This window comes from Pseudomonas sp. PDM32 (assembly GCF_019219225.1).
Lineage (GTDB): Bacteria > Pseudomonadota > Gammaproteobacteria > Pseudomonadales > Pseudomonadaceae > Aquipseudomonas > Aquipseudomonas laurylsulfatiphila.
The window spans coordinates 201,145-220,976 of sequence record NZ_JAHUWE010000011.1; the positions used below are offsets into that span (position 1 = coordinate 201,145).

Consider the following 19,832-nt stretch of genomic DNA (forward strand, 5'->3'; position numbering starts at 1 on the left):
GCAGGTGCCGCCCGGACAGAGGCCGGTGCAGCCCTTTTTATTGTTGTGAGGTACGGCCCGGGAACGGGCTCGAAATGAAATTACTCCACGCCATAGTAAAAAAACAAGTTGATTTTTTACTGAAGGTAAATTTCTATAGACCAATAATAACAACCGAAAACCTGATGCCTCTGTAGGAGCGAGCCTGCTCGCGATGGACGTCAACGATAACGCTGGGTACCTGACACCCCGCGGCGTTCTCAAGTCCATCGCGAGCAAGCTCGCTCCTACACAGGTCAGCCTGCCTGGAGTACCCGCACCATGCCGACCTCGACACCTGCCTTCGCGCACCTGTTCGAACCCCTGGAAATCCGTGGCAAGCGCCTGAAAAACCGCATCATGTCCAGCGGTCACGACACCTCGATGCCCACCGACAATCTGGTCAACGAGCAACTGATCGCCTACCACCGGGCACGTGCCGAAGGCGGTGCCGGGCTCATCGTGCTGCAAGTGGCCGGTGTGCACGACAGTGCGCGCTACACCTCCCATGTGCTGATGGCCACCGACGATGCGTGCATCGAGGGCTATCGCAAACTGGCGCAAACCTGCCATGCCCACGGCACCGTGGTGTTGTCCCAGGTGTTCCATCCGGGTCGGGAGATCATGGAGTCCAGCGATGGCCTGCTGGCGGTGGCCTATTCGGCCTCGTCAGTGCCCAACGAACGTTTCCGGGTGATGCCCCGCGCCCTCGATCAGGCCATGATCGACGAGATCGTCGCCGGTTATGCCGCTGCCGCCCGCCGCCTGCATCAGGCCGGGATCGATGGCGTCGAAGTGGTTGCCAGCCATGGTTATCTGCCGGCGCAATTCATCAATCCGCGGGTCAACCGGCGCACCGATGGTTACAACGGCGAGTTGGACCAGCGCTTGCGTTTCCTGCGCGAAGTCATCGCCGCGGTGCGTGCGGCGACCAACGAGCAGTTCATCATCGGCCTGCGCATTTCCGCCGACGAGCGCGACCCTGAAGGCCTGACCGAAGACGAATCCCTGGCCGCCGTACAGTCACTGCAAGCGCAGCTCGACTACGTGCACATCGTCGCCGGGACTTCGGCCTCCCTTGGCGGCGCGGTGCATATCGTGCCGCCCATGGCGATCGAAGCGGCTTACCTGGCCAAGGAAGCCGGGACGTTCAAGGCCGGTTTGAACATTCCGCTGTTCGTCACCGGGCGCATCAACCAGCCCCAGGAAGCCGAGCTGATTCTGGCTCGCGGCCAGGCCGATGTCTGCGGCATGACCCGGGCGCTGATCTGCGATCCGCAGATGCCCAACAAGACCGACACCGGCCGCGTCGAAGACGTGCGCGCTTGCATTGCTTGCAATCAGGCGTGCATCGGGCACTTCCACAAGGGCTTGCCGATTTCCTGCATCCAGCACCCGGAAACCGGTCGCGAGCTGATTTTTGCTGAACGCCAACAAGCGCCACAACGCAAACGCATCATGATCGCCGGCGGCGGCCCGGCCGGGATGAAAGCCGCCGCTGTCGGCGCCCAGCGCGGACATGACGTGACCCTGTACGAAGCCGGTTCACAACTCGGCGGCCAAGTGTTGCTCGCACAGTTGCTGCCACGGCGCAGCGAGTTTGGCGGCGCCAGCACCAACCTGCAGCGGGAAATGCAGCTGGCCGGGGTGCGCGTGGTGCGTAACACCCGGGTCGACCGGGCGCTGGTGGAGCAGGAAAAACCGGACATGGTGATCGTCGCTACCGGTGCCGAGCCTTACTGGCCGCCCTTCGAGCGTGGCGGTGAATTGCAGGTGGTGGATGCCTGGCAGGTGTTGCGCGACGAGGTACAGATCGGCCGTTCGGTAGTGGTGGTCGACTGGCGCTGCGACTGGATCGGCCCCGGCATCGCCGAGCGCCTGGTGCGCGCCGGGCATCAGGTGCAACTGGCGGTCAACGGCACCCATTGCGGGGAAAACCTGCCGCTGTACGTGCGCGATCAACTGGCCGGCGAGCTGCATAAACTGGGCGTGCCGATCACGCCGTACGCGCGGCTGTATGGTTGCGATGACAACACGGTCTACCTGCAACACACCGCCAGCGGCGAGCCGATGCTGATGGAGAACATCGATACGCTGGTGCTGTGCCAGGGTCACCAACCGGTGGATACCTTGGGTGCCGAGCTGCAAGGGCTGGTGGAGTTTCGCCGCATCGGCGACTGCCTGGCGCCGCGCACCGCCGAAGAAGCGATTTATGAAGGGCTGAAAGTCGCGTGGGAGCTTTAAGGCTGTTTATACTCCGGGGCTTAGACGGCTAACACCACCCCTGTAGGAGCGAGCCTGCTCGCGATGAACCCGAGAACACCGCTGGGTGTCAGGCTTGCAGCGTTATCGTTGGCGACCATCGCGAGCAAGCTCGCTCCTACAGGGATTTGCGCCACTCCTCCCGGTTCGGATTTGACCATGAGCAACAGCAGCACCACACAGCCCGCACCCGGCAGCGCCGAACCGCATTTCCTCGGCACGCGCATTCGCGGCCTGCGCAAGCGCCGGGGCATGACCCTGGCGGAACTGGCGCAACAGAGCGAACTCACCGCCGGCTACATCAGCCAGCTGGAGCGCAACCTCGCCTACCCGTCGATTCCGGCGCTGTTCAACATTGCCCGCAGCCTCGGTGTCACCATCCAGTGGTTCTTCGCCAGTGAAGCGGTCACCGCCCCCGAAGACGATGGCGTCGTGGTGCGCAAGAACAGCCGCCTGAACGTGCATTACGAAGACGGCATCGTCGATCAGTTGCTGACGCCACAAGCCAACCGCCAACTGGAAATGCTCCACTCACGCTTCCCGCCCGGCACATACAGCCAGCAAAGCTACAGCCACGACGGCGAAGAGGCCGGTTTTCTGCTGTCCGGCAGTTTCGAGCTGTGGGTTGGCGAGCGCCATTTCCAGCTCAATGAAGGCGATAGCTTCAGCTTTTCCAGCCAGGAGCCGCACCGCTACGGCAACCCCGGCGATGTGGACGCGGTGGTGATCTGGGTGATTACACCGCCGACGTTTTAACGCCGGCCGCGCCCGATGGGCTGCGCGACACTCGCACGCTTGAGGGTGTCGCTCGGCAGCTCTTTGAACAGCGCGCGATAGCTGCTGGAAAACCGCCCCAGGTGCCAGAACGACCAGTGCATCGCCACTTCGGCCACGGTGGTTTGCGTCGGCGTGCGGCTCAGCAGTTCGCGGCGGGCGCTGTTGAGGCGGCGCAGGCGCAGCCATTGGGTCGGCGCCATGCCGGTATAGGTCTTGAACGCATGCTGCAACTGGCGCAGTGAAACCCCGGCCACATGGGACAATTCCAGCAGGTTGAGGTGTTCTTCCGGGGTATCCGCCGCCCATTCCCCTACCCGCTTCATGATCGCCCGCTCTCCGGCACGGCGCTGCAAGGCGCCCTGGTCGAGGCCGACACAGGCGTTGTCGAGAATGAACAGACAGTCGTCCAGCAATTGCTGGGTCAGCGCTTCGCGGCTCGGTGGATCGAAGGTCTGCGACAGCCGCGTCAGGGTCCCGCTGAGCCAGCGGCAGAACAGCGCGTTCTGCTGCGAGTTGAGCGGCGCCATGAACAGCCCTTCGAGCCGGGCGATGTCGAGGCTGTGGCGTTTTACAAACTCCGGCCCGAACACCACGGCGATTTCCTGGTAGTTCTCCGGGGTAATCCAGATGTTGCGACTTTCGCCATTCAATACGTACAGCGCGTTGTCGCCGCGATCGAAACAGAACGACAACGAGCCCTGGGGCGCACTGAAATTCTGCTCGACCCGGGTGTTCATCGACTCTTCGTAAATCTCCACGCCCTGCAGATCCAGATAGCGCACCAACCCCGCGAAATGCCCCGGCGACATCTGCTGGTAATGCTGAATCCAACCCGGTGTGGCGCGGATTTGCTCGGCGACATCGGCGGTATTGAAGGCTTGGACCTGGAGGGAATTGGAACCTGTCATGGGTGACCTTACGCACTCTTTTGGTGCGCTTTGTGCTGCTTAAAGTGGATAGATGGAACCGCAAGGCTCGCCCAAGATAGACCTCAACGCGCTACAGGGGAAGTGTCCGGCGGATGAAACCGGCCTCTCCTGGCGTTAATAAAACCAATAACGAGGTCTTTATGAATGTCCCTTTCGATCAGCTGCTCACTTGGCTGAAAGATCACAAGATTACCGAAGTCGAGTGCGTTGTCAGCGACCTGACCGGCATTGCACGCGGCAAAATTGCACCGACCAACAAGTTCCTGCATGAGCGAGGCATGCGCCTGCCGGAAAGTGTCCTTCTGCAAACGGTAACCGGGGACTTTGTCGACGACGACATCTACTACGACCTGCTCGACCCGGCCGACATCGACATGGTATGCAAGCCGGACGCCGACGCCGTCTACGTGGTGCCGTGGGCTATCGAGCCGACCGCCATCGTGATCCACGACACCTTCGACAAGTTCGGCAACCCGATCGAACTGTCGCCGCGCAACGTGCTGAAGAAAGTCCTGCAGCTTTACACCGACAAAGGCTGGCGGCCGATTGTCGCGCCGGAAATGGAGTTCTACCTGACCCAGCGCTGCGAAGACCCGGACTTGCCGCTCAAGGCGCCGATGGGCCGTTCGGGCCGTGCCGAAAGCGGTCGCCAGTCGTTCTCCATCGACGCGGCCAACGAATTCGATCCGCTGTTCGAAGACGTCTACGACTGGTGCGAACTGCAGGGCCTGGACCTCGACACGCTGATCCACGAAGACGGCCCGGCGCAGATGGAAATCAACTTCCGTCATGGCAACGCACTGGACCTGGCCGACCAGATCACCGTGTTCAAGCGCACCATGCGTGAAGCGGCGCTCAAGCACAACGTGGCGGCAACCTTCATGGCCAAGCCGGTCGGCGACGAGCCTGGCAGCGCCATGCACATTCACCAGAGCGTGGTGGACATTACCACCGGCCAGCCGATCTTCGCCGATGCCGATGGCAACATGAGCGAGCTGTTCCTGCATCACATCGGTGGCTTGCAGAAGTACATCCCGAAAGTGCTGCCGATGTTCGCGCCGAACGTCAACTCGTTCCGCCGCTTCCTGCCGGACACCTCGGCACCGGTGAACGTCGAATGGGGCGAAGAAAACCGCACCGTCGGCCTGCGCGTACCGACGTCCAGCCCGGACGCCATGCGCGTGGAAAACCGTCTGCCGGGCGCCGACGCCAACCCGTACCTGGCCATCGCCGCCAGCCTGCTGTGCGGATACCTGGGCATGGTCGAGCGTATCGAGCCAAGTGCCGCGGTACAGGGCCGCGCCTATGAGCGTCGCAACCTGCGCCTGCCGATCACCATCGAAGACGCCCTGACCCAGATGGAAGAGTGCGACACCATCAGCCGTTACCTGGGCAGCAAGTTCGTACGGGGCTACGTCGCAGTCAAACGCGCCGAGCACGAGAACTTCAAGCGCGTGATCAGTTCGTGGGAGCGTGAGTTCCTGATGCTGAGCGTCTGAGGCCCCCACTCCCACAGGAGGACACAGAACACCAAAAAATCGCCTGAAGAATCCAATAATTCCAAGAAGGTATCGATATGCGTCTATTGAAATCCGTGGTCCCGGCCGCACTGGCGGTTCTGTTCAGCACCATTGCCCAGGCTCAACCCCAGGTCAGTGTCTACAACTGGACCGACTACATCGGCGAAACCACCCTCGCCGACTTCCAGGCCAAGACCGGGATCAAGGTGATCTACGACGTTTTCGATTCCAACGAAACCCTGGAAGGCAAGCTGCTTGCCGGTCGCACCGGGTATGACGTGGTCGTTCCGTCGAACCACTTCCTCGCCCGCCAGGTAAAGGCCGGCGCGTTCCTCAAGCTCGATCGCGAGCAGTTGCCGAACTTCAAGAACCTCGACCCGAAACTGCTGGCGCTGCTGGAGAAAAACGATCCGGGCAACGCCCACTCGGTGCCCTACCTGTGGGGCACCAACGGCATCGGCTACAACGTCGACAAGGTCAAGGCGGTGCTGGGCATCGACAAGATCGACTCCTGGGCCGTGCTGTTCGAACCGGAAAACATCAAGAAGCTCAGCGCCTGCGGCGTGTCGATGATGGACTCGGCGGATGAGGTGTTCCCGGCAATCCTCAACTACATGGGCATGGACCCGCGCAGCGAAAACCCTGAGGACTTCAAGAAGGCCGAAGCCAAGCTGCTGCAAATCCGTCCCTACATCACCTACTTCCACTCCTCCAAGTATGTGTCGGACCTGGCCAACGGCGACATCTGCGTGGCGTTCGGTTACTCGGGCGACGTGTTCCAGGCCGCCAACCGCGCCAAGGAAGCCAACAACGGCGTGAACATCGCCTACGCCATTCCCAAGGAAGGCGCCAACCTGTGGTTCGACCTGCTGGCCATCCCCGCCGACGCCAGCAATCCGAAAGAAGCCCACGCCTTCATCAACTACCTGCTGGACCCGCAAGTGATTGCCAAGGTCAGCGCGTCGGTCGGCTACGCCAACCCGAACCCGGCCGCCAAGCAGTACATGGACCCCGAACTGGTCAACAATCCCGAGGTGTATCCGCCCCAGGAGGTCCTCGACAAACTCTACATCTCCACCACGCCGCCACAGTCGATCATGCGCCTGATGACCCGCTCGTGGAGCAAAGTGAAGTCCAACAAATGAATCAGTACACCCAGGAACATACCCACTCCTATTACGCAGCGTCCGCCAAGGGCATGAGGCAGCGTCCGGCGCTGGCCTCGGACCTGGTGGCCGATGTCTGCGTGGTCGGCGCGGGTTTCACCGGCATCAACACCGCCATCGAGTTGGCCCAGCGCGGGCTCTCGGTGGTCCTGCTGGAGGCCCGGCGGATTGGCTGGGGCGCCAGCGGGCGCAACGGCGGCCAGTTGATACGCGGTATCGGCCATGACGTCAGCGGCTTTGCCAGACATGTGGGCGCCGAAGGCGTGCAGTACCTGGAACAGGCCGGGGTCGAATCGGTGCAAGTCGTGGCCCAACGTATCCGCGAACACGGCATTGATTGCGACCTGCGCTGGGGCTTCTGTGAACTGGCCAACACCCCGGCGCATTTTGCCGGGCTGAAGGCCGAACACGCCGAATTGCTCGAGTCCGGTTACGCCCATGAAACGCGCCTCATCGAACCTGGCCAGATCCGCGAGCACGTGGTGGACTCCGGCGTTTACGCCGGCGGCCTGGTCGACATGGGCTCGGGCCACCTGCACCCGTTGAACCTGGCACTGGGCGAAGCGCAAGTCGCCGAGTCCCTTGGGGTGCAGATCTTCGAGCAAAGCCCGGTGCTGGAGTTGATCCACGGCAGCACCGTGCAGGTGCGCTGTGCCGGTGGCACCGTGCGTGCGGCCACGCTGGTGCTGGCTTGCAATGCCCACCTGGAAGAGCTGGAACCGAAGCTCAGCGGCAAGGTGCTCCCGGCGGGCAGCTACATCATTGCCACCGAACCCTTGTCGGAAGACACCGCCAGGCAACTGATCCCGCACAACGTCGCGCTGTGCGACCAGAAAGTCGGACTGGATTACTACCGGCTCTCGGCTGACCGGCGTCTGTTGTTCGGCGGTGCCTGTCATTACTCCGGGCGCGACCCGGCGGACATCGCGGCCTACATGCGCCCGCAGATGCTCAAGGTGTTCCCGCAACTGGCCAAAACGCGCATTGACTATCAGTGGGGCGGCATGATCGGCATCTCGGCCAACCGCTTCCCGCAGGTCGGGCGCCTGAGCCAGCACCCGAACGTGTTCTACGCCCAGGGCTACTCCGGCCATGGCCTGAACGTGACCCACTGGTGCGCGAAGTTGTTGGGCGAAGCGATCCATGCCGGGCACAGCAAAGGCTTCGACGTGTTCAGCGCGGTGCCGCACATGACCTTCCCCGGCGGACGCGCCCTGCGCTCGCCACTGCTGGCTCTGGGCATGTTCTGGTATCGGATGCGGGAAATGCTGGGCTGAAACAATTCTCCTGAAAGGCAGATTCACCCTGTGGGAGCGAGCCTGCTCGCGAAGACTGTTTGGCATCCAGAGAATGGGCTACCTGACACACCGCTTTCGCGAGCAGGCTCGCTCCCACAATGCTTTGGGCAACATCCGGTACGCCCTCCATCCCCTTGTTTCGACTTTCGATTTGCTCAATCGCGAGGCACTTCTATATTGAGGGGGTGCTCTGAATTTCCTGCCTCTTGTTGAGCTTGACCCATGGCAACTACCGATCAGCTGATCATCTGCGAGCACTGCGACAGCGTTTACCAAAAAGTCACGCTCGCCAAACATCAGAAAACCTTGTGTACGCGCTGCGGCGGCGTGCTGCAGCGCTATAACGGCCTCACGGTGGAACAGCGTCTTGCGTTGACCTTCACCGCGCTCATGCTGTGGATTTTCGCCAATTTCTATCCCGTGATGAGCATCAGCCTCAAAGGCTCGAAGCACAGCGCCACCCTCTGGGACTCGGTGCTGGCCCTGAGCCTGGGGCCTATCACCTTCATCGCCATGGTGGCGGCGATCGCCATGATCATCGCGCCGATCTTCCAGTTGTTGCTGCTGATCTGGGTGCTGGGCTTCGCACTGGCCGGACAACGCTCACCGGGCTTCAAGCTCTGCATGCGCTGGCTGGAAAGCCTGAGGCCCTGGAGCATGCTCGAAGTCTGCCTGCTGGGCGCCATGGTCGCCGTGATCAAACTCGCCGGGTTGCTTGATGTGCTGCCCGGTATCGGTTTGTTTGCCCTGGCCGTGTTGAGCCTGATGATGATCCGCATCGCCGGGCGCGACATCCGCGAACTATGGGACATTGTATGAGCACGCCTCCGTACGCCGACGAGCTCAACCTGTGCCTGTGTCACACCTGCGGCCTGGCTTGCGACATGACTGGCGAACCTCACGAATGCGAGCGTTGCGGTGCGCCGCTGCACCGGCGCAAAACCAATTCCCTGACCCGCACCTGGGCCTACATGATCGCGGCCCTGGTGTTTTACATCCCGGCCAACCTGTTGCCGGTGATGAACACCGAGATGGTCGGCCATGGTGCCGACAGCACGATCATGAGCGGCGTGCTGGAGTTCTGGGAGGCCGGGGCCTGGGACATCGCCCTGATCATTTTCATTGCCAGTATCGCGGTGCCGGGCATCAAGTTCGTCGCCATCACCTTGCTGCTGGTCACCGTGCAACGCGACAGCGAGTGGGCACGCAAAGAGCGTTCTACGCTGTACCGCTTCGTCGAGGTCATCGGCTACTGGTCGATGCTCGATGTGATAGTCGTGGCCCTGGTGGCCTCGCTGGTGAAATTCCAGGCCCTGGCCGACATCGAGCCGCGCCTGGGCATTCTGTTTTTCGGTCTGGTTGTGGTGTTCACCATGCTTTCGGCAATGAGTTTCGATCCACGCATGATCTGGGATAAAGAGCGGGAAAACCCACACAATGAGGAGGTCACGGATGAAGTCGCAAGCCACTGACGGGCCGCAAGCCCCTGGGCAGGCACCGATCAAGACCCGCCGTTTCAGCGTTTCGCTGGTCTGGATCGTACCGATCGTCGCGGTGCTGGTGGGTATTTCGCTGGTGGTTCACAGCATTCTGCAGCAAGGCCCGACCATCGTTGTCACGTTCAAGACAGGGAGCGGCCTGACGGCGAATAAAACCGAGGTCAAGTACCGTAATGTGGTGATTGGCCAAGTCTCGGATGTGGAACTGAGCGATGACCAGAAGAGTGTCAACGCCACCATCAAGTTGGCCAAGCAGGCCGAAAGCTTTACCCGCGAGGATTCGCAGTTCTGGGTCGTGCGCCCGCGCATTGGCGCTGGTGGCGTGTCCGGTATCGATACCCTGCTGTCGGGCGATTACATCGGTGCCGATATCGGCCAGGCCAACGGCCGGGCAAAACACTTCACGGGGCTGGAAAACCCGCCGCCCATCACCTATGGCGAGCCGGGCAAACGTTTCACCCTGTTCACCCAGGACCTGGGGTCGCTGGATATCGGCTCCCCGGTCTACTACCGCAAGATCCCGGTGGGTCAGGTGGTGGCCTACGCGCTGGACCCGGATGGCAAAGGCGTGAACATCGAGCTGTTCATCCACGCCCCCAACGACAAGTACGTTACCGAAAACACGCGTTTCTGGAACGCCAGCGGCATTGACGTGAACGTCGGCGCCAACGGCTTTGCGGTCAAGACCGAATCGTTGTCCTCCCTGCTGGTGGGCGGCATTGCCTTCCGCGCCCCCGACTACAGCCCTGGCGATAAACCGGCCGCTGCGGAGTACGCCTACGAACTGTTTGACGACCAGCAAACCGCCCTCGCCCCGCCAAACGGCAAGCCGCAGTACCTGGCCATGCGTTTCGACCAGGCAATGCGCGGGCTCAAGGTTGATGCGCCGGTGGAATTCCTCGGTGTGGAAATCGGCAAGGTGGTGTCGGTCAATCTGGATTACGACGAGAAGCTTCGCTCCTTTCCGGTCAACGTCGGTATCGTGATTTACCCGCAACGCCTGGGCAGGGCCCACGACAAGATGCTCAAGGCGCTCAATCATGACCCCAATGACGAAGCGGGTGGCGTACGCCTGATCGGCACCTTTATCGAAAATGGCCTGCGTGCCCAGGCACGCACGGGCAATTTCCTGACCGGCCAGCTGTACATTGCCCTGGACTTCTACCCCAAGGCAGAAAAAGTCGCCTTCGATGCAACGGCGCGTCCGGTCATGATTCCGACCATTCCTGGCAGCCTCGAGCAATTGCAGGAAAAACTCGAAGCCATGGTCGACAAGATCAACAAACTGCCGATCGAGCGAATCGCCGGCAATCTCGATGGCAATCTCGTCGAACTGCGCAAGGGCATGGCGCAATTCAACGGCAAGATCCTGCCTGGCGTGCAAAGCACTCTGTCGGACTTCAGCAAGACGATGGAAACCGCCAACACGACCTTGCAATCCGCCGGTTCGACCTTGGCCGACGACTCGCCGCAACGGGAAAAACTGAATCAGACCCTGGATGAACTGGGACGCACGTCGAGATCCTTGCGTGATCTATCGGATTACCTGGGACGGCATCCGGAGTCGCTGCTTCGCGGCCGCCCGAAAAATGCCCCGCCCATGGATCTGCAAGGGCCACCGCGCAATTGAGCACAGGAGCAACACCCATGGTTTTTCCGCTGAAATTCACAGTGTTCACCGCGTTGCTGCTGCTCGCCGCTTGCCGCAGTGATCCGATTCAGTTCCATACCCTGACGCCGACCCAGGTGGGCAATCATTCGACGACCACCGTCGGGGTGATTCAGATCGAGACGATAAGCTTGCCGCCCCAGGTCGATCGGGCGCAGATCGTCATTCGCGAGGGCAACAGTACCCTGGCGATCCTCGAAAGCCATTGGTGGGGTGCAACCCTCGTGGAGGAATTGCGCAGTGCGCTGGCCGATCAACTAAGCAACAGTCCCGTAAAGGGCAAGTATTCGGTACGGGTCGATGTGCAGCGTTTTGACTCTGTCCCCGGTCAATATGCGCTGATGGACGTGATATGGCGTCTGCGCAGTGCCGAGCCGGGCAACAAGGCCCAGGTGATTTGCCGCAGCACCTTGCAAACGCCGTCAGGCGCAACTGTCGATGAGTTGGTACTTGCCCAGCAAAACAACATCAAACGCCTGGCCGCGCTGATCAGCCAGGCGGCCACCCGACCCCAGGCGAGTTGTCCTTCGTCCTGAAGGTCATGCATTGCCAGCAAGCTGGCTCCTGTGGGAGCTGGCTTGCCAGCGACGTTAACGATAACGCGTGTGAACTGGGTAAACGCGGCGCGCTAGAGTCCATCGCCAGCAGGCTGGCTCCTACAGTTTCGGCGTGGGCATGGTCCTTTGTGGGAGCTGGCTTGCCAGCGATGGTCGTTAACGATGACGCGTGTGAACCTGCATAAACGCGGTGCGCTTGAGTCCATCGCCAGCAGGCTGGCTCCTACAGGTATTGCGTTGTTAGTGTTTACCGGGATTGCATGAAGAACCTCTTTTCAGCGCTGCCATCCCACGCAAGAGCAAAAGATAACAATTCCCAATAGTTGACTAATTACCCGCCACAACCTCCTCTGCAATTTTTTCACATTCCGTTCACCGTTCCGACACCTGCGCAGATTTAACTTGGGCTCCCGTTAATTCGCTGAACTTGGTTTCGGTGGAATTTTTTTGTGCTGTTTAAGGTTTTGTTCAACAGCACTTTCCCTGGCGCTTCAATGGTGGACAAACTTGGTCGACTCCGTCTTGCGTAAACCGTCTTCGCGCCTGTCCAAATCGGTCGTGGCCATTAGCGCACTGACCATCGCCGTGCTGGTCACCGGCTTTGTCCTGTGGCCGAAATCCCCGACCAACCTCGCCGAGGAAGATGCGCAAGCCCGGGCCCAACTGCTGCAACAATGGAATGCCGGCGAGATCGCGGTGCTGGTTCGCCATGCCGAGCGGTGCGACCGTTCCAGCAACCCTTGCCTGGGCCCGGCTGACGGCATTACCCGTGTTGGCAGTGAAGCGGCCGCCGTTGTCGGGCGCGGTCTGGCACACCTGGGTTTGTTGCAGACCGACATCCTGACCAGCCCCGTTACACGCACCGTGCAGACTGCGCATTACATGTTCAACAGCGACCCTCGGACCCAGGAATGGCTGGCCACCTGCGGCACGACCCTGCGTAACGATGTCGTGGCGCACAAGGTGGTCCATCGCAACCTGGTGCTGGTGACCCACAGCGGTTGCATCGCGGACTTTGAACAGCAGACCGGTCTCAAGCATGCGGCGAAGGACGCCGAGTACGGCAGCTCGTTGTTTGTCCACATCGATGGCAAGGGGCAATTGCAAGTACTCGGCATTGTGAATGCCGAAGATTGGAATACTCTGCAACAAGAAAAAAACTGAATCATCACTCGGCGAAACTCTGGCAACAAGTTACATCAAAGTTGACTGAATAACAGCTGAACAAACGGCGAGAAACATGACTTAACTTCTCGCTGTTCAATATCATTCCGCTTTTCCCTCTTGCAACTTTCATCTCTTTCTTCGATTAGCCTTTTCAGCGCCAAGGTCGAGACATGACGTCAAATCAGCCACTGCCGGATTTTATCGGCCAATCTTCGCGCCTGCTCGCCCCAACGACACCGGCCAACGGGCGCTGGATGCTGTTCGCCCTGGTCCTGGGGTTCATAGCGTTCTACTTGCTGCCGCTGATGAGCCACGGCCTGTGGATTCCCGACGAAACCCGTTATGCCCAGATCAGCCAGGAAATGCTGCAGAGCGGGAACTGGATCTCGCCGCACTTCATGGGCCTTCGTTATTTCGAGAAGCCGATTGCCGGGTACTGGATGATTGCCATCGGTCAGGCAGTGTTTGGCGACAACTTGTTCGGGGTGCGCATAGCGTCAGCGCTGAGCACCGGGTCGAGCGTGTGGCTGACCTGGCTGATTGCCCGGCGGTTCTGGGGCGATCCGCGCAAAAGCTTTGCTTGCGCGCTGCTTTACATGAGCTTCGGGCTGATTGCCGGTCAGGCCGGGTACGCCAACCTCGATCCGCAGTTCACCCTGTGGGTCAACCTGAGCCTGGTCTCGCTGTGGTTTGCCATCGACAGTCGCACCACGCGTGCCCGGATGGGTGCCTGGACGGTCCTGGGCATCGCCTGCGGCATGGGATTCATGACCAAGGGCTTTCTGGCCTGGCTGCTGCCGGCGGTGATCGCCCTGCCCTACATGCTCTGGCAGCGTCGTATTGGCGAGCTGTTACGTTACGGGCCACTGGCTGTTGTGGTCGCCGCGGCTGTCTGCCTGCCCTGGGCACTGGCCATTCACCATCAAGAACCGGATTTCTGGAATTTCTTCTTCTGGAACGAGCACGTACGCCGCTTCGCCGCCGACAACGCGCAACACGCCCGTCCGTGGTGGTTCTATCTGCCGATGCTGGTCGTTTCTGTCCTGCCCTGGGCTGTGTTGTTACCAACAACCTTCATCCAGGCCTGGAACAACAAGCGTCAGCCCGTCAGCGGTTTTCTCCTGCTCTGGTTGTTGTTGCCATTGCTGATTTTCAGCATGAGCAGCGGCAAATTGCCGACTTACATCATGCCGTGCCTGTTGCCGCTGGCGCTGCTGATGGGGGATGCCCTGACCCGCCTGCTGCAACAGGCACGGGGACGGACGATTCGCCTCAACGGATGGCTCAACGTCGTCATTGCCACGACGGCCCTGACGGCCTTGCTGTACCTGCAACTGAGCAAAGAAATATTCGAAAATACCGAGATGTTCAGCCTGTCCCTGGCGTTCATCGTCCTGCTGGGCTGGATCATCGCCAATGCCCTGCAAATCCTGCGACCATTGACGTTATGGGCAATGCCGGCCCTCGGCATCTGGCTGCTGGTGGCGCTGCTACCCGCCGCCATGCCGGGCCAGATCGTCGACAGCAAGATGCCCGACCTGTTTATATCCGAACACCTGGACAGCCTGAACCAGACCACCACGCTGCTGAGCAACGACCTGGGGGCAGCCTCGGCCCTGTCGTGGCTGACCGGCCGACCGGAGATAGCGCTCTACAACGTCGTCGGCGAAATGAAATACGGTCTGCAGGATCCCGCTGCCGCCGAACGCAAGGTCACCCTGCAAGATGTCGGGCGATGGATGACCGAAGCGCGCAAGAAAGGCTCGGTCGGAGTGGTGATGCGGGTCAACAGCGTCGATGAGGTTCAGGAGGTCGAGGCGCTACCTGCCGACGGCACGCGTTATCAGCGTGGCAACCTGCAGGTCCTGATCTTCCCGCCAATCCAGCCCTGACAGGCAGGCCAGAAAAAGCACCACAAGGCCTGCGCCCTACGCCCCCCCGGTTGGGCCGTTGACGAAGAGTTGAAGCGCGTGGCCCCGTTCCCCGGCACACCGGCAATCACCGAGCTATCCTTTCGCAACCCCGATGAACGCCACGCGGGGCCAGCAGCAACTGGCTTCAGGGGAGTGAAAAAAGGCCGTCGGGGCAGCGTCACATTCTGATCGACGACATCGTTTGATCGACGAGTCGAGCCACAGTGGGCACACTGCTGCTAATCTGAATGAAAATTACATGTATTAACGGTTTTTTTGACGTTATTTTCTCATTTGGATCTCTACATTCCCTGCAATTCCAGACATGCAAATGATTCGCATTGGTTAACTGGCGTTTCAATGCACATGACTTTCAAAAAATGCACCAGGAGCAGCCCGCAGAATGATTCCCAAAATCCCTTCGTTCTTGAAAAAAGCCCTGCTGGCCACCGCTTTGCTGAGCGCTGGCCAGGCCTATGCCGCTGACTCCGTCGGCCTTGTGGTGTACAACGCGCAACACGAAGGCCTGACCAAGGCCTGGGTCGAGGGCTTTACCCAGGAAACCGGTATCCCGGTCACCTTGCGCAATGGCGATGACACCGAAATGGGCAATCAGATCGTGCAGGAAGGCGCGGCCTCTCCGGCCGATGTATTCCTGACCGAAAACTCCCCGGCCATGGTGCTGGTCGACAACGCCGGGCTGTTCGCGCCTGTCGATAAAGCCACGCTGGAGCAGGTTGACCCGGCCTACCGTCCGGCCCACGGCAAATGGGTCGGGATCGCCGCACGCTCCACGGTGTTTGTGTACAACCCGAGCAAACTCTCGGAAACCAACCTGCCGAAATCGATCATGGACCTGGCCGACCCAAGCTGGAAAGGCCGCTGGGCCGCGTCGCCAGGCGGTGCTGACTTCCAGGCCATCGTCGCCGCCATCCTGCAACAAAAGGGCGAAGCCGCCACGCTGGAATGGCTCAAGGGGATGAAAACCAACTACACCAGCTACCGTGGCAACAGCGCGGTACTCAAGGCAGTGAATGCCGGGCAGATCGAAAGCGGCGTGATCTACCACTACTACAGCCTGGTGGATCAGTCCAAGACCGGGGAAAACAGCAAGAACACCGTCCTGCACTACTTCAAGCACAAGGACCCGGGCGCTTTTGTCAGCATCTCCGGCGGCGGCGTCCTCGCTTCCAGCAAACACAAGGAACAAGCCCAGGCGTTCCTCAAATACATTACCGGCAAGGACGGCCAGGCTGTGCTGAAGAACGGCAAGTCGTTTGAATACGCCGTCGGCAAAGGCGCTGAATCCAACCCTAAACTTGTGCCTCTGAATCAACTCGATGCGCCGACTGTCGATGCTTCAAAACTCGACAGCAAAAAAGCCGTAGAGCTGATGACACAGGCCGGACTGCTCTAATTGATGCCTGAAACCCTGCCTGCGGAAGTCGCCGAGGCGACTCCCGCACAATTGCGTCGACGCTCCCGCGGACTATTCGCCGGGCGTGGCGGTGTATGGGTGATCGGTTTGTCGGTGCTGGTTTCGTTACTGGCACTGCTGCCGATCGCTTACGTTATTGGCGTGTCCCTGCAGACAGGCTGGTCAACCGTCGTGACCCTGGTGTTCCGCCCTCGGGTCGGTGAACTGCTGGTCAACACCGTGTTGCTGGTGCTGCTGACGATTCCCTTGTGCGTGGCACTGGGTGTGACACTGGCATGGCTGACCGAACGCACGAATCTGCCGGGGCGGCGCTGGTGGTCGTTGCTGGCCACCGCACCGCTGGCGGTGCCTGCGTTCGTTCACAGCTACGCCTGGGTCAGCCTGGTGCCACCGATTCACGGCTTGTTTGCCGGCGTCCTGGTCTCGGTCATCGCCTACTTCCCGTTCCTGTATTTGCCGGTGGCGGCCACGTTGCGCCGGCTCGACCCGGCCATCGAAGACGTCGCCGAGTCCATGGGGCTCAAACCCTGGAAAGTGTTTTTCCGTGTGGTATTGCCGCAATTGCGCCTGGCGATCTGCGGCGGCGCGTTGCTGGTCGGTCTGCACCTGCTGGCCGAATATGGCCTGTACGCCATGATCCGCTTCGACACCTTTACCACCGCGATCTTCGACCAGTTCAAATCGACCTTCAACGGCGCAGCGGCGCACATGCTGGCCAGCGTGCTGGCGTTGTGTTGCCTGGCCATGTTGACGGCCGAGTCCGCCGCCCGGGGTTCGGCACGTTACGCTCGCGTCGGCTCGGGGAGCGCCCGGGAGCAACGGGTCGTGTGCCTGAAACCGGCATCCACCCTGCTCTCGTTGACGCTGCAAATCGTGACCTGTGCTCTGGCCCTGGGCGTGCCCTTGATCACCTTGGGCAAATGGCTGATCGCCGGCGGCGTGGAAGTCTGGGACATGGCCGAGTTGTTGCCTGCTCTGGAGCAAACCCTGCTGCTCGGCGTCGCCGGTGCAGCGCTGACAACGTTAGCGGCGATCCCGATTGCCTGGCTGTCGATCCGATACCCCGGCCGAATGCAACGCGTGCTGGAAAGCTGCAACTACATCACCAGTTCCTTGCCCGGAATTATCGTGGCGTTGGCCCTGGTCACCGTCACGATCCATTTTGCCCGGCCGATTTACCAGACCACCTTCACCGTGTTGCTGGCGTACCTGCTGATGTTCTTGCCCCGCGCCCTGGTCAGCCTGCGCGCCGGCATTGCCCAAGCCCCGGTGGAACTGGAGAACATTGCCCGCAGCCTTGGCCGTTCGCCAGCCCGGGCACTGTGGCTGATCACCTTGCGCCTGGCCGCTCCCGGAGCCGCCGCCGGTGCGGCGCTGGTGTTCCTGGCGATCACCAACGAATTGACCGCCACCCTGCTGCTGGCCCCGAACGGCACGCGCACCCTGGCCACCGGATTCTGGGCCATGACCAGCGAAATCGATTACGCTGCCGCGGCGCCCTACGCCCTATTGATGGTCGTACTGTCGCTGCCGCTGACCGGACTTCTTTATCACCAATCGAAAAAAACGGCTGGCCGATGAACACTCTTGAACTCAATGCCCTCTACAAGTCCTATGGCGCCCATTGCGCGCTGGACAACGTCAGCCTGTCGGTGCCAAGCGGCAGCCGCACGGTCATCGTCGGCCCGTCCGGCTCCGGCAAGACCACCTTGCTGCGAATGATTGCCGGCTTCGAATTCCCCGATTCCGGACGTCTTTCGCTCAATGGCCAGACCCTGGTCGACGGTACCCACGAAGTGCCGGCCCATCAACGCCTGATCGGCTACGTGCCGCAGGACGGCGCCCTGTTTCCGCACATGACCGTGGCGGCGAACATCGGCTTCGGCTTGTCGACCAAGGGTTCTGAAAGACAACAGCGCGTCGCCGAACTGATGGATAGCGTGGCGCTGGACGCGAAGATGGCCGAGCGCTGGCCTCACGAATTGTCCGGTGGCCAGCAACAGCGCGTGGCCCTGGCCCGGGCATTGGCACAACAGCCACGGCTGATGCTGCTGGACGAACCGTTCTCGGCGCTCGATACCGGATTGCGCGCCGCGATGCGCAAGATGGTCGCGCGGCTGCTGGAAGACGCGGGCGTCACCACCATTCTGGTCACCCATGACCAGAGTGAAGCCCTGTCGTTCGCCGACCAGCTGGCAGTGATGCGCCAGGGCCGACTGGTACAGTCAGGGCATCCGCTGGACCTCTACCGCTATCCAGAAGACGAACAGACCGCCCTGTTCCTGGGGGATGCGGTGGTGATGCCGGCACGCATCGAGGCCGGTTGGGCTCATTGCGACCTGGGACGGATCCCGGTCAACAACCACCGCAACAACAACTCGGCGCAGATCATGTTGCGCCCCGAACAACTGCAATTGGCCAGTATCCACCCCGGCGACCCGGAAGCCGGTGGTTGCCGGGCCGTGGTCACCGATCGGGATTTCAGCGGCAACACTTGCACGCTGACGGTCGAACTCCAGTCATTGACCAGCGGCGAGCAACCTGGGCGATCACTGCTGGTGCGCAGTTCCGGCATGTACGCACCACCCGCCGGCAGCGCGGTTCAGGTCTCGACCATTGGCCACGCCCACGTGTTGAGCGAGCTGTAATGGTTCACAAGTCGAATCGATCCACTGCCCGACGCCGCTCGTTGTCGTCGCGCACGTCGTAGTTGGCCGTGGTCTGGATGTTGCTGTGGTGCGCCAGTTTCTGCGCAATCGACAAGTCATGCTCTTCGATCACCCGGGTAATGAATGAACGCCGGAAGTCGTGGGGCATGATTTTCACCCCGACCTGCGCGCCCCGTTGCCGGGCGATGTAGTAGATCGCATGTTTGGTGATGCGCTCACGGGTGATGTGGCTGCCACGGCGGATGCGGTTGAACAGGAACGGATCGTCCGGCTCGCCGTCCTTAAGCAGGGAGCGGCGCAATTCAAGCCAGGCTTGCAGTTTGGCGAAGGCCCAGGCCGGTGCGTACTTGATCAACTGCTTGTTGCCCTTGGCCGTCACCTGCAAGCTGCGCTGGGTGAAGTCGACCTGATTCAGCTCCAGGTTCACCGATTCGGACTTGCGCATTCCCGAGCCGTACAAAATCCCGATGATCGCGGCGTCCCGCAAGCCTTGTGGCCGCGGATCGGCGGCGCAGACCGCCATCAGTTCCTGGATCAGCGTACGCCTGAGGTTGCGTCCCTGGGACAGCCGTGTACCGGCGATGCCCTTCACCGAGCGCATCTTCAACAGGTGCTCCTGAGAGATCAGGCTCATGCGCCACGCTTCGTTCATCACTCCGCGCACCGCGTTGACATACAGTGAAGACGTGTTCGGCGCATAGCCGTCTGATCGCAATGTGGCCACGAGAGCGATCACGTCTTCGGGCTGCAGGTTGTGCCAGGGTATCTCCTCGATATCGCAGTCTTCGAAGCCCAGGCGGTCGGCGGCGTCCTGCAGCACATAGCGCATGGTCAGCTGGCTGGAGGGTGCCAGTCGCGCCAGATACAGGGTCAGCGGATTGGTGAGAGGTGTGCGTGGATCAGTACCAGGTAAGTCAATCAAACGAAACGGCCTTGAATGTAAACAGTTC

General features: G+C 60.9%; 16 protein-coding genes. 14 read left to right on the forward strand and 2 right to left on the reverse strand.

Going from position 1 to position 19,832, the window contains the following annotated elements:
• Positions 1 to 300: 300 nt before the first annotated feature.
• Together KW846_RS21495 and KW846_RS21500 are read left to right on the forward strand one after the other, a co-directional pair.
• Complete coding sequence (locus KW846_RS21495; protein WP_218485044.1) at positions 301 to 2,262, forward strand: FAD-dependent oxidoreductase; 1,962 nt, start codon at positions 301 to 303, stop codon at positions 2,260 to 2,262.
• 177 nt (positions 2,263 to 2,439) lie between these two features.
• Positions 2,440 to 3,036 (forward strand): cupin domain-containing protein, encoded by a 597-nt coding sequence (locus KW846_RS21500; protein WP_007974332.1) that lies wholly within the window; start codon positions 2,440 to 2,442, stop codon positions 3,034 to 3,036.
• Here the strand turns inward: KW846_RS21500 and KW846_RS21505 are convergent.
• The gene (locus tag KW846_RS21505; RefSeq protein WP_218485046.1) at positions 3,033 to 3,965 is read right to left on the reverse strand and encodes a helix-turn-helix domain-containing protein; all 933 of its coding nucleotides are present in this window, start codon (positions 3,963 to 3,965) and stop codon (positions 3,033 to 3,035) included. The genes KW846_RS21500 and KW846_RS21505 overlap by 4 nt on opposite strands.
• Before the next feature lie 161 nt (positions 3,966 to 4,126).
• Here KW846_RS21505 and KW846_RS21510 point away from each other — a divergent pair, with 161 nt between their 5' ends.
• The 12 genes from KW846_RS21510 to KW846_RS21565 all read left to right on the forward strand — a co-directional run bounded on the left by KW846_RS21510 (position 4,127) and on the right by KW846_RS21565 (position 18,861).
• On the forward strand, positions 4,127 to 5,485 hold the full coding sequence (locus KW846_RS21510; protein ID WP_218485048.1) for a glutamine synthetase family protein: 1,359 nt from the start codon (positions 4,127 to 4,129) through the stop codon (positions 5,483 to 5,485).
• 77 nt (positions 5,486 to 5,562) lie between these two features.
• Complete coding sequence (locus KW846_RS21515; protein ID WP_218485051.1) at positions 5,563 to 6,651, forward strand: polyamine ABC transporter substrate-binding protein; 1,089 nt, start codon at positions 5,563 to 5,565, stop codon at positions 6,649 to 6,651.
• Complete coding sequence (locus tag KW846_RS21520; protein WP_218485054.1) at positions 6,648 to 7,949, forward strand: FAD-binding oxidoreductase; 1,302 nt, start codon at positions 6,648 to 6,650, stop codon at positions 7,947 to 7,949. The genes KW846_RS21515 and KW846_RS21520 overlap by 4 nt, the downstream gene beginning before the upstream one ends.
• A 243-nt stretch (positions 7,950 to 8,192) precedes the next feature.
• Positions 8,193 to 8,789, forward strand: a complete 597-nt coding sequence (locus KW846_RS21525) for a paraquat-inducible protein A (RefSeq protein WP_218485056.1) — start codon at positions 8,193 to 8,195, stop codon at positions 8,787 to 8,789.
• Entirely contained in the window at positions 8,786 to 9,442 is a 657-nt protein-coding gene (locus tag KW846_RS21530; RefSeq protein WP_102700071.1) for a paraquat-inducible protein A, read from the forward strand. Before KW846_RS21525 ends, KW846_RS21530 begins: the two co-directional genes overlap by 4 nt.
• On the forward strand, positions 9,423 to 11,099 hold the full coding sequence (locus tag KW846_RS21535) for an intermembrane transport protein PqiB (RefSeq protein ID WP_218485058.1): 1,677 nt from the start codon (positions 9,423 to 9,425) through the stop codon (positions 11,097 to 11,099). Before KW846_RS21530 ends, KW846_RS21535 begins: the two co-directional genes overlap by 20 nt.
• Positions 11,100 to 11,116: 17 nt before the next feature.
• Positions 11,117 to 11,674 (forward strand): membrane integrity-associated transporter subunit PqiC, encoded by a 558-nt coding sequence (locus KW846_RS21540; protein ID WP_007974319.1) that lies wholly within the window; start codon positions 11,117 to 11,119, stop codon positions 11,672 to 11,674.
• Positions 11,675 to 12,202: 528 nt separating this feature from the next.
• Positions 12,203 to 12,859 carry a histidine phosphatase family protein gene (locus KW846_RS21545; RefSeq protein ID WP_218485060.1) on the forward strand — a complete coding sequence of 219 codons (657 nt, stop codon included), beginning with the start codon at positions 12,203 to 12,205 and terminating at the stop codon, positions 12,857 to 12,859.
• Positions 12,860 to 13,032: 173 nt separating this feature from the next.
• Positions 13,033 to 14,754 (forward strand): lipid IV(A) 4-amino-4-deoxy-L-arabinosyltransferase, encoded by a 1,722-nt coding sequence (arnT, locus tag KW846_RS21550; protein WP_218485063.1) that lies wholly within the window; start codon positions 13,033 to 13,035, stop codon positions 14,752 to 14,754.
• Positions 14,755 to 15,178: 424 nt separating this feature from the next.
• Positions 15,179 to 16,192 (forward strand): iron ABC transporter substrate-binding protein, encoded by a 1,014-nt coding sequence (locus tag KW846_RS21555; RefSeq protein ID WP_218485064.1) that lies wholly within the window; start codon positions 15,179 to 15,181, stop codon positions 16,190 to 16,192.
• Positions 16,193 to 16,195: 3 nt separating this feature from the next.
• Entirely contained in the window at positions 16,196 to 17,794 is a 1,599-nt protein-coding gene (locus KW846_RS21560; RefSeq protein WP_218485066.1) for an iron ABC transporter permease, read from the forward strand.
• Positions 17,791 to 18,861 (forward strand): ABC transporter ATP-binding protein, encoded by a 1,071-nt coding sequence (locus KW846_RS21565; protein WP_218485069.1) that lies wholly within the window; start codon positions 17,791 to 17,793, stop codon positions 18,859 to 18,861. Before KW846_RS21560 ends, KW846_RS21565 begins: the two co-directional genes overlap by 4 nt.
• 4 nt (positions 18,862 to 18,865) lie before the next feature.
• On the opposite strand, the gene xerC is transcribed toward KW846_RS21565, so the two are convergent.
• Positions 18,866 to 19,804, reverse strand: coding sequence for a tyrosine recombinase XerC (gene xerC / locus KW846_RS21570; RefSeq protein WP_218485071.1), 939 nt, complete (start codon positions 19,802 to 19,804; stop codon positions 18,866 to 18,868).
• Positions 19,805 to 19,832: the final 28 nt, after the last annotated feature.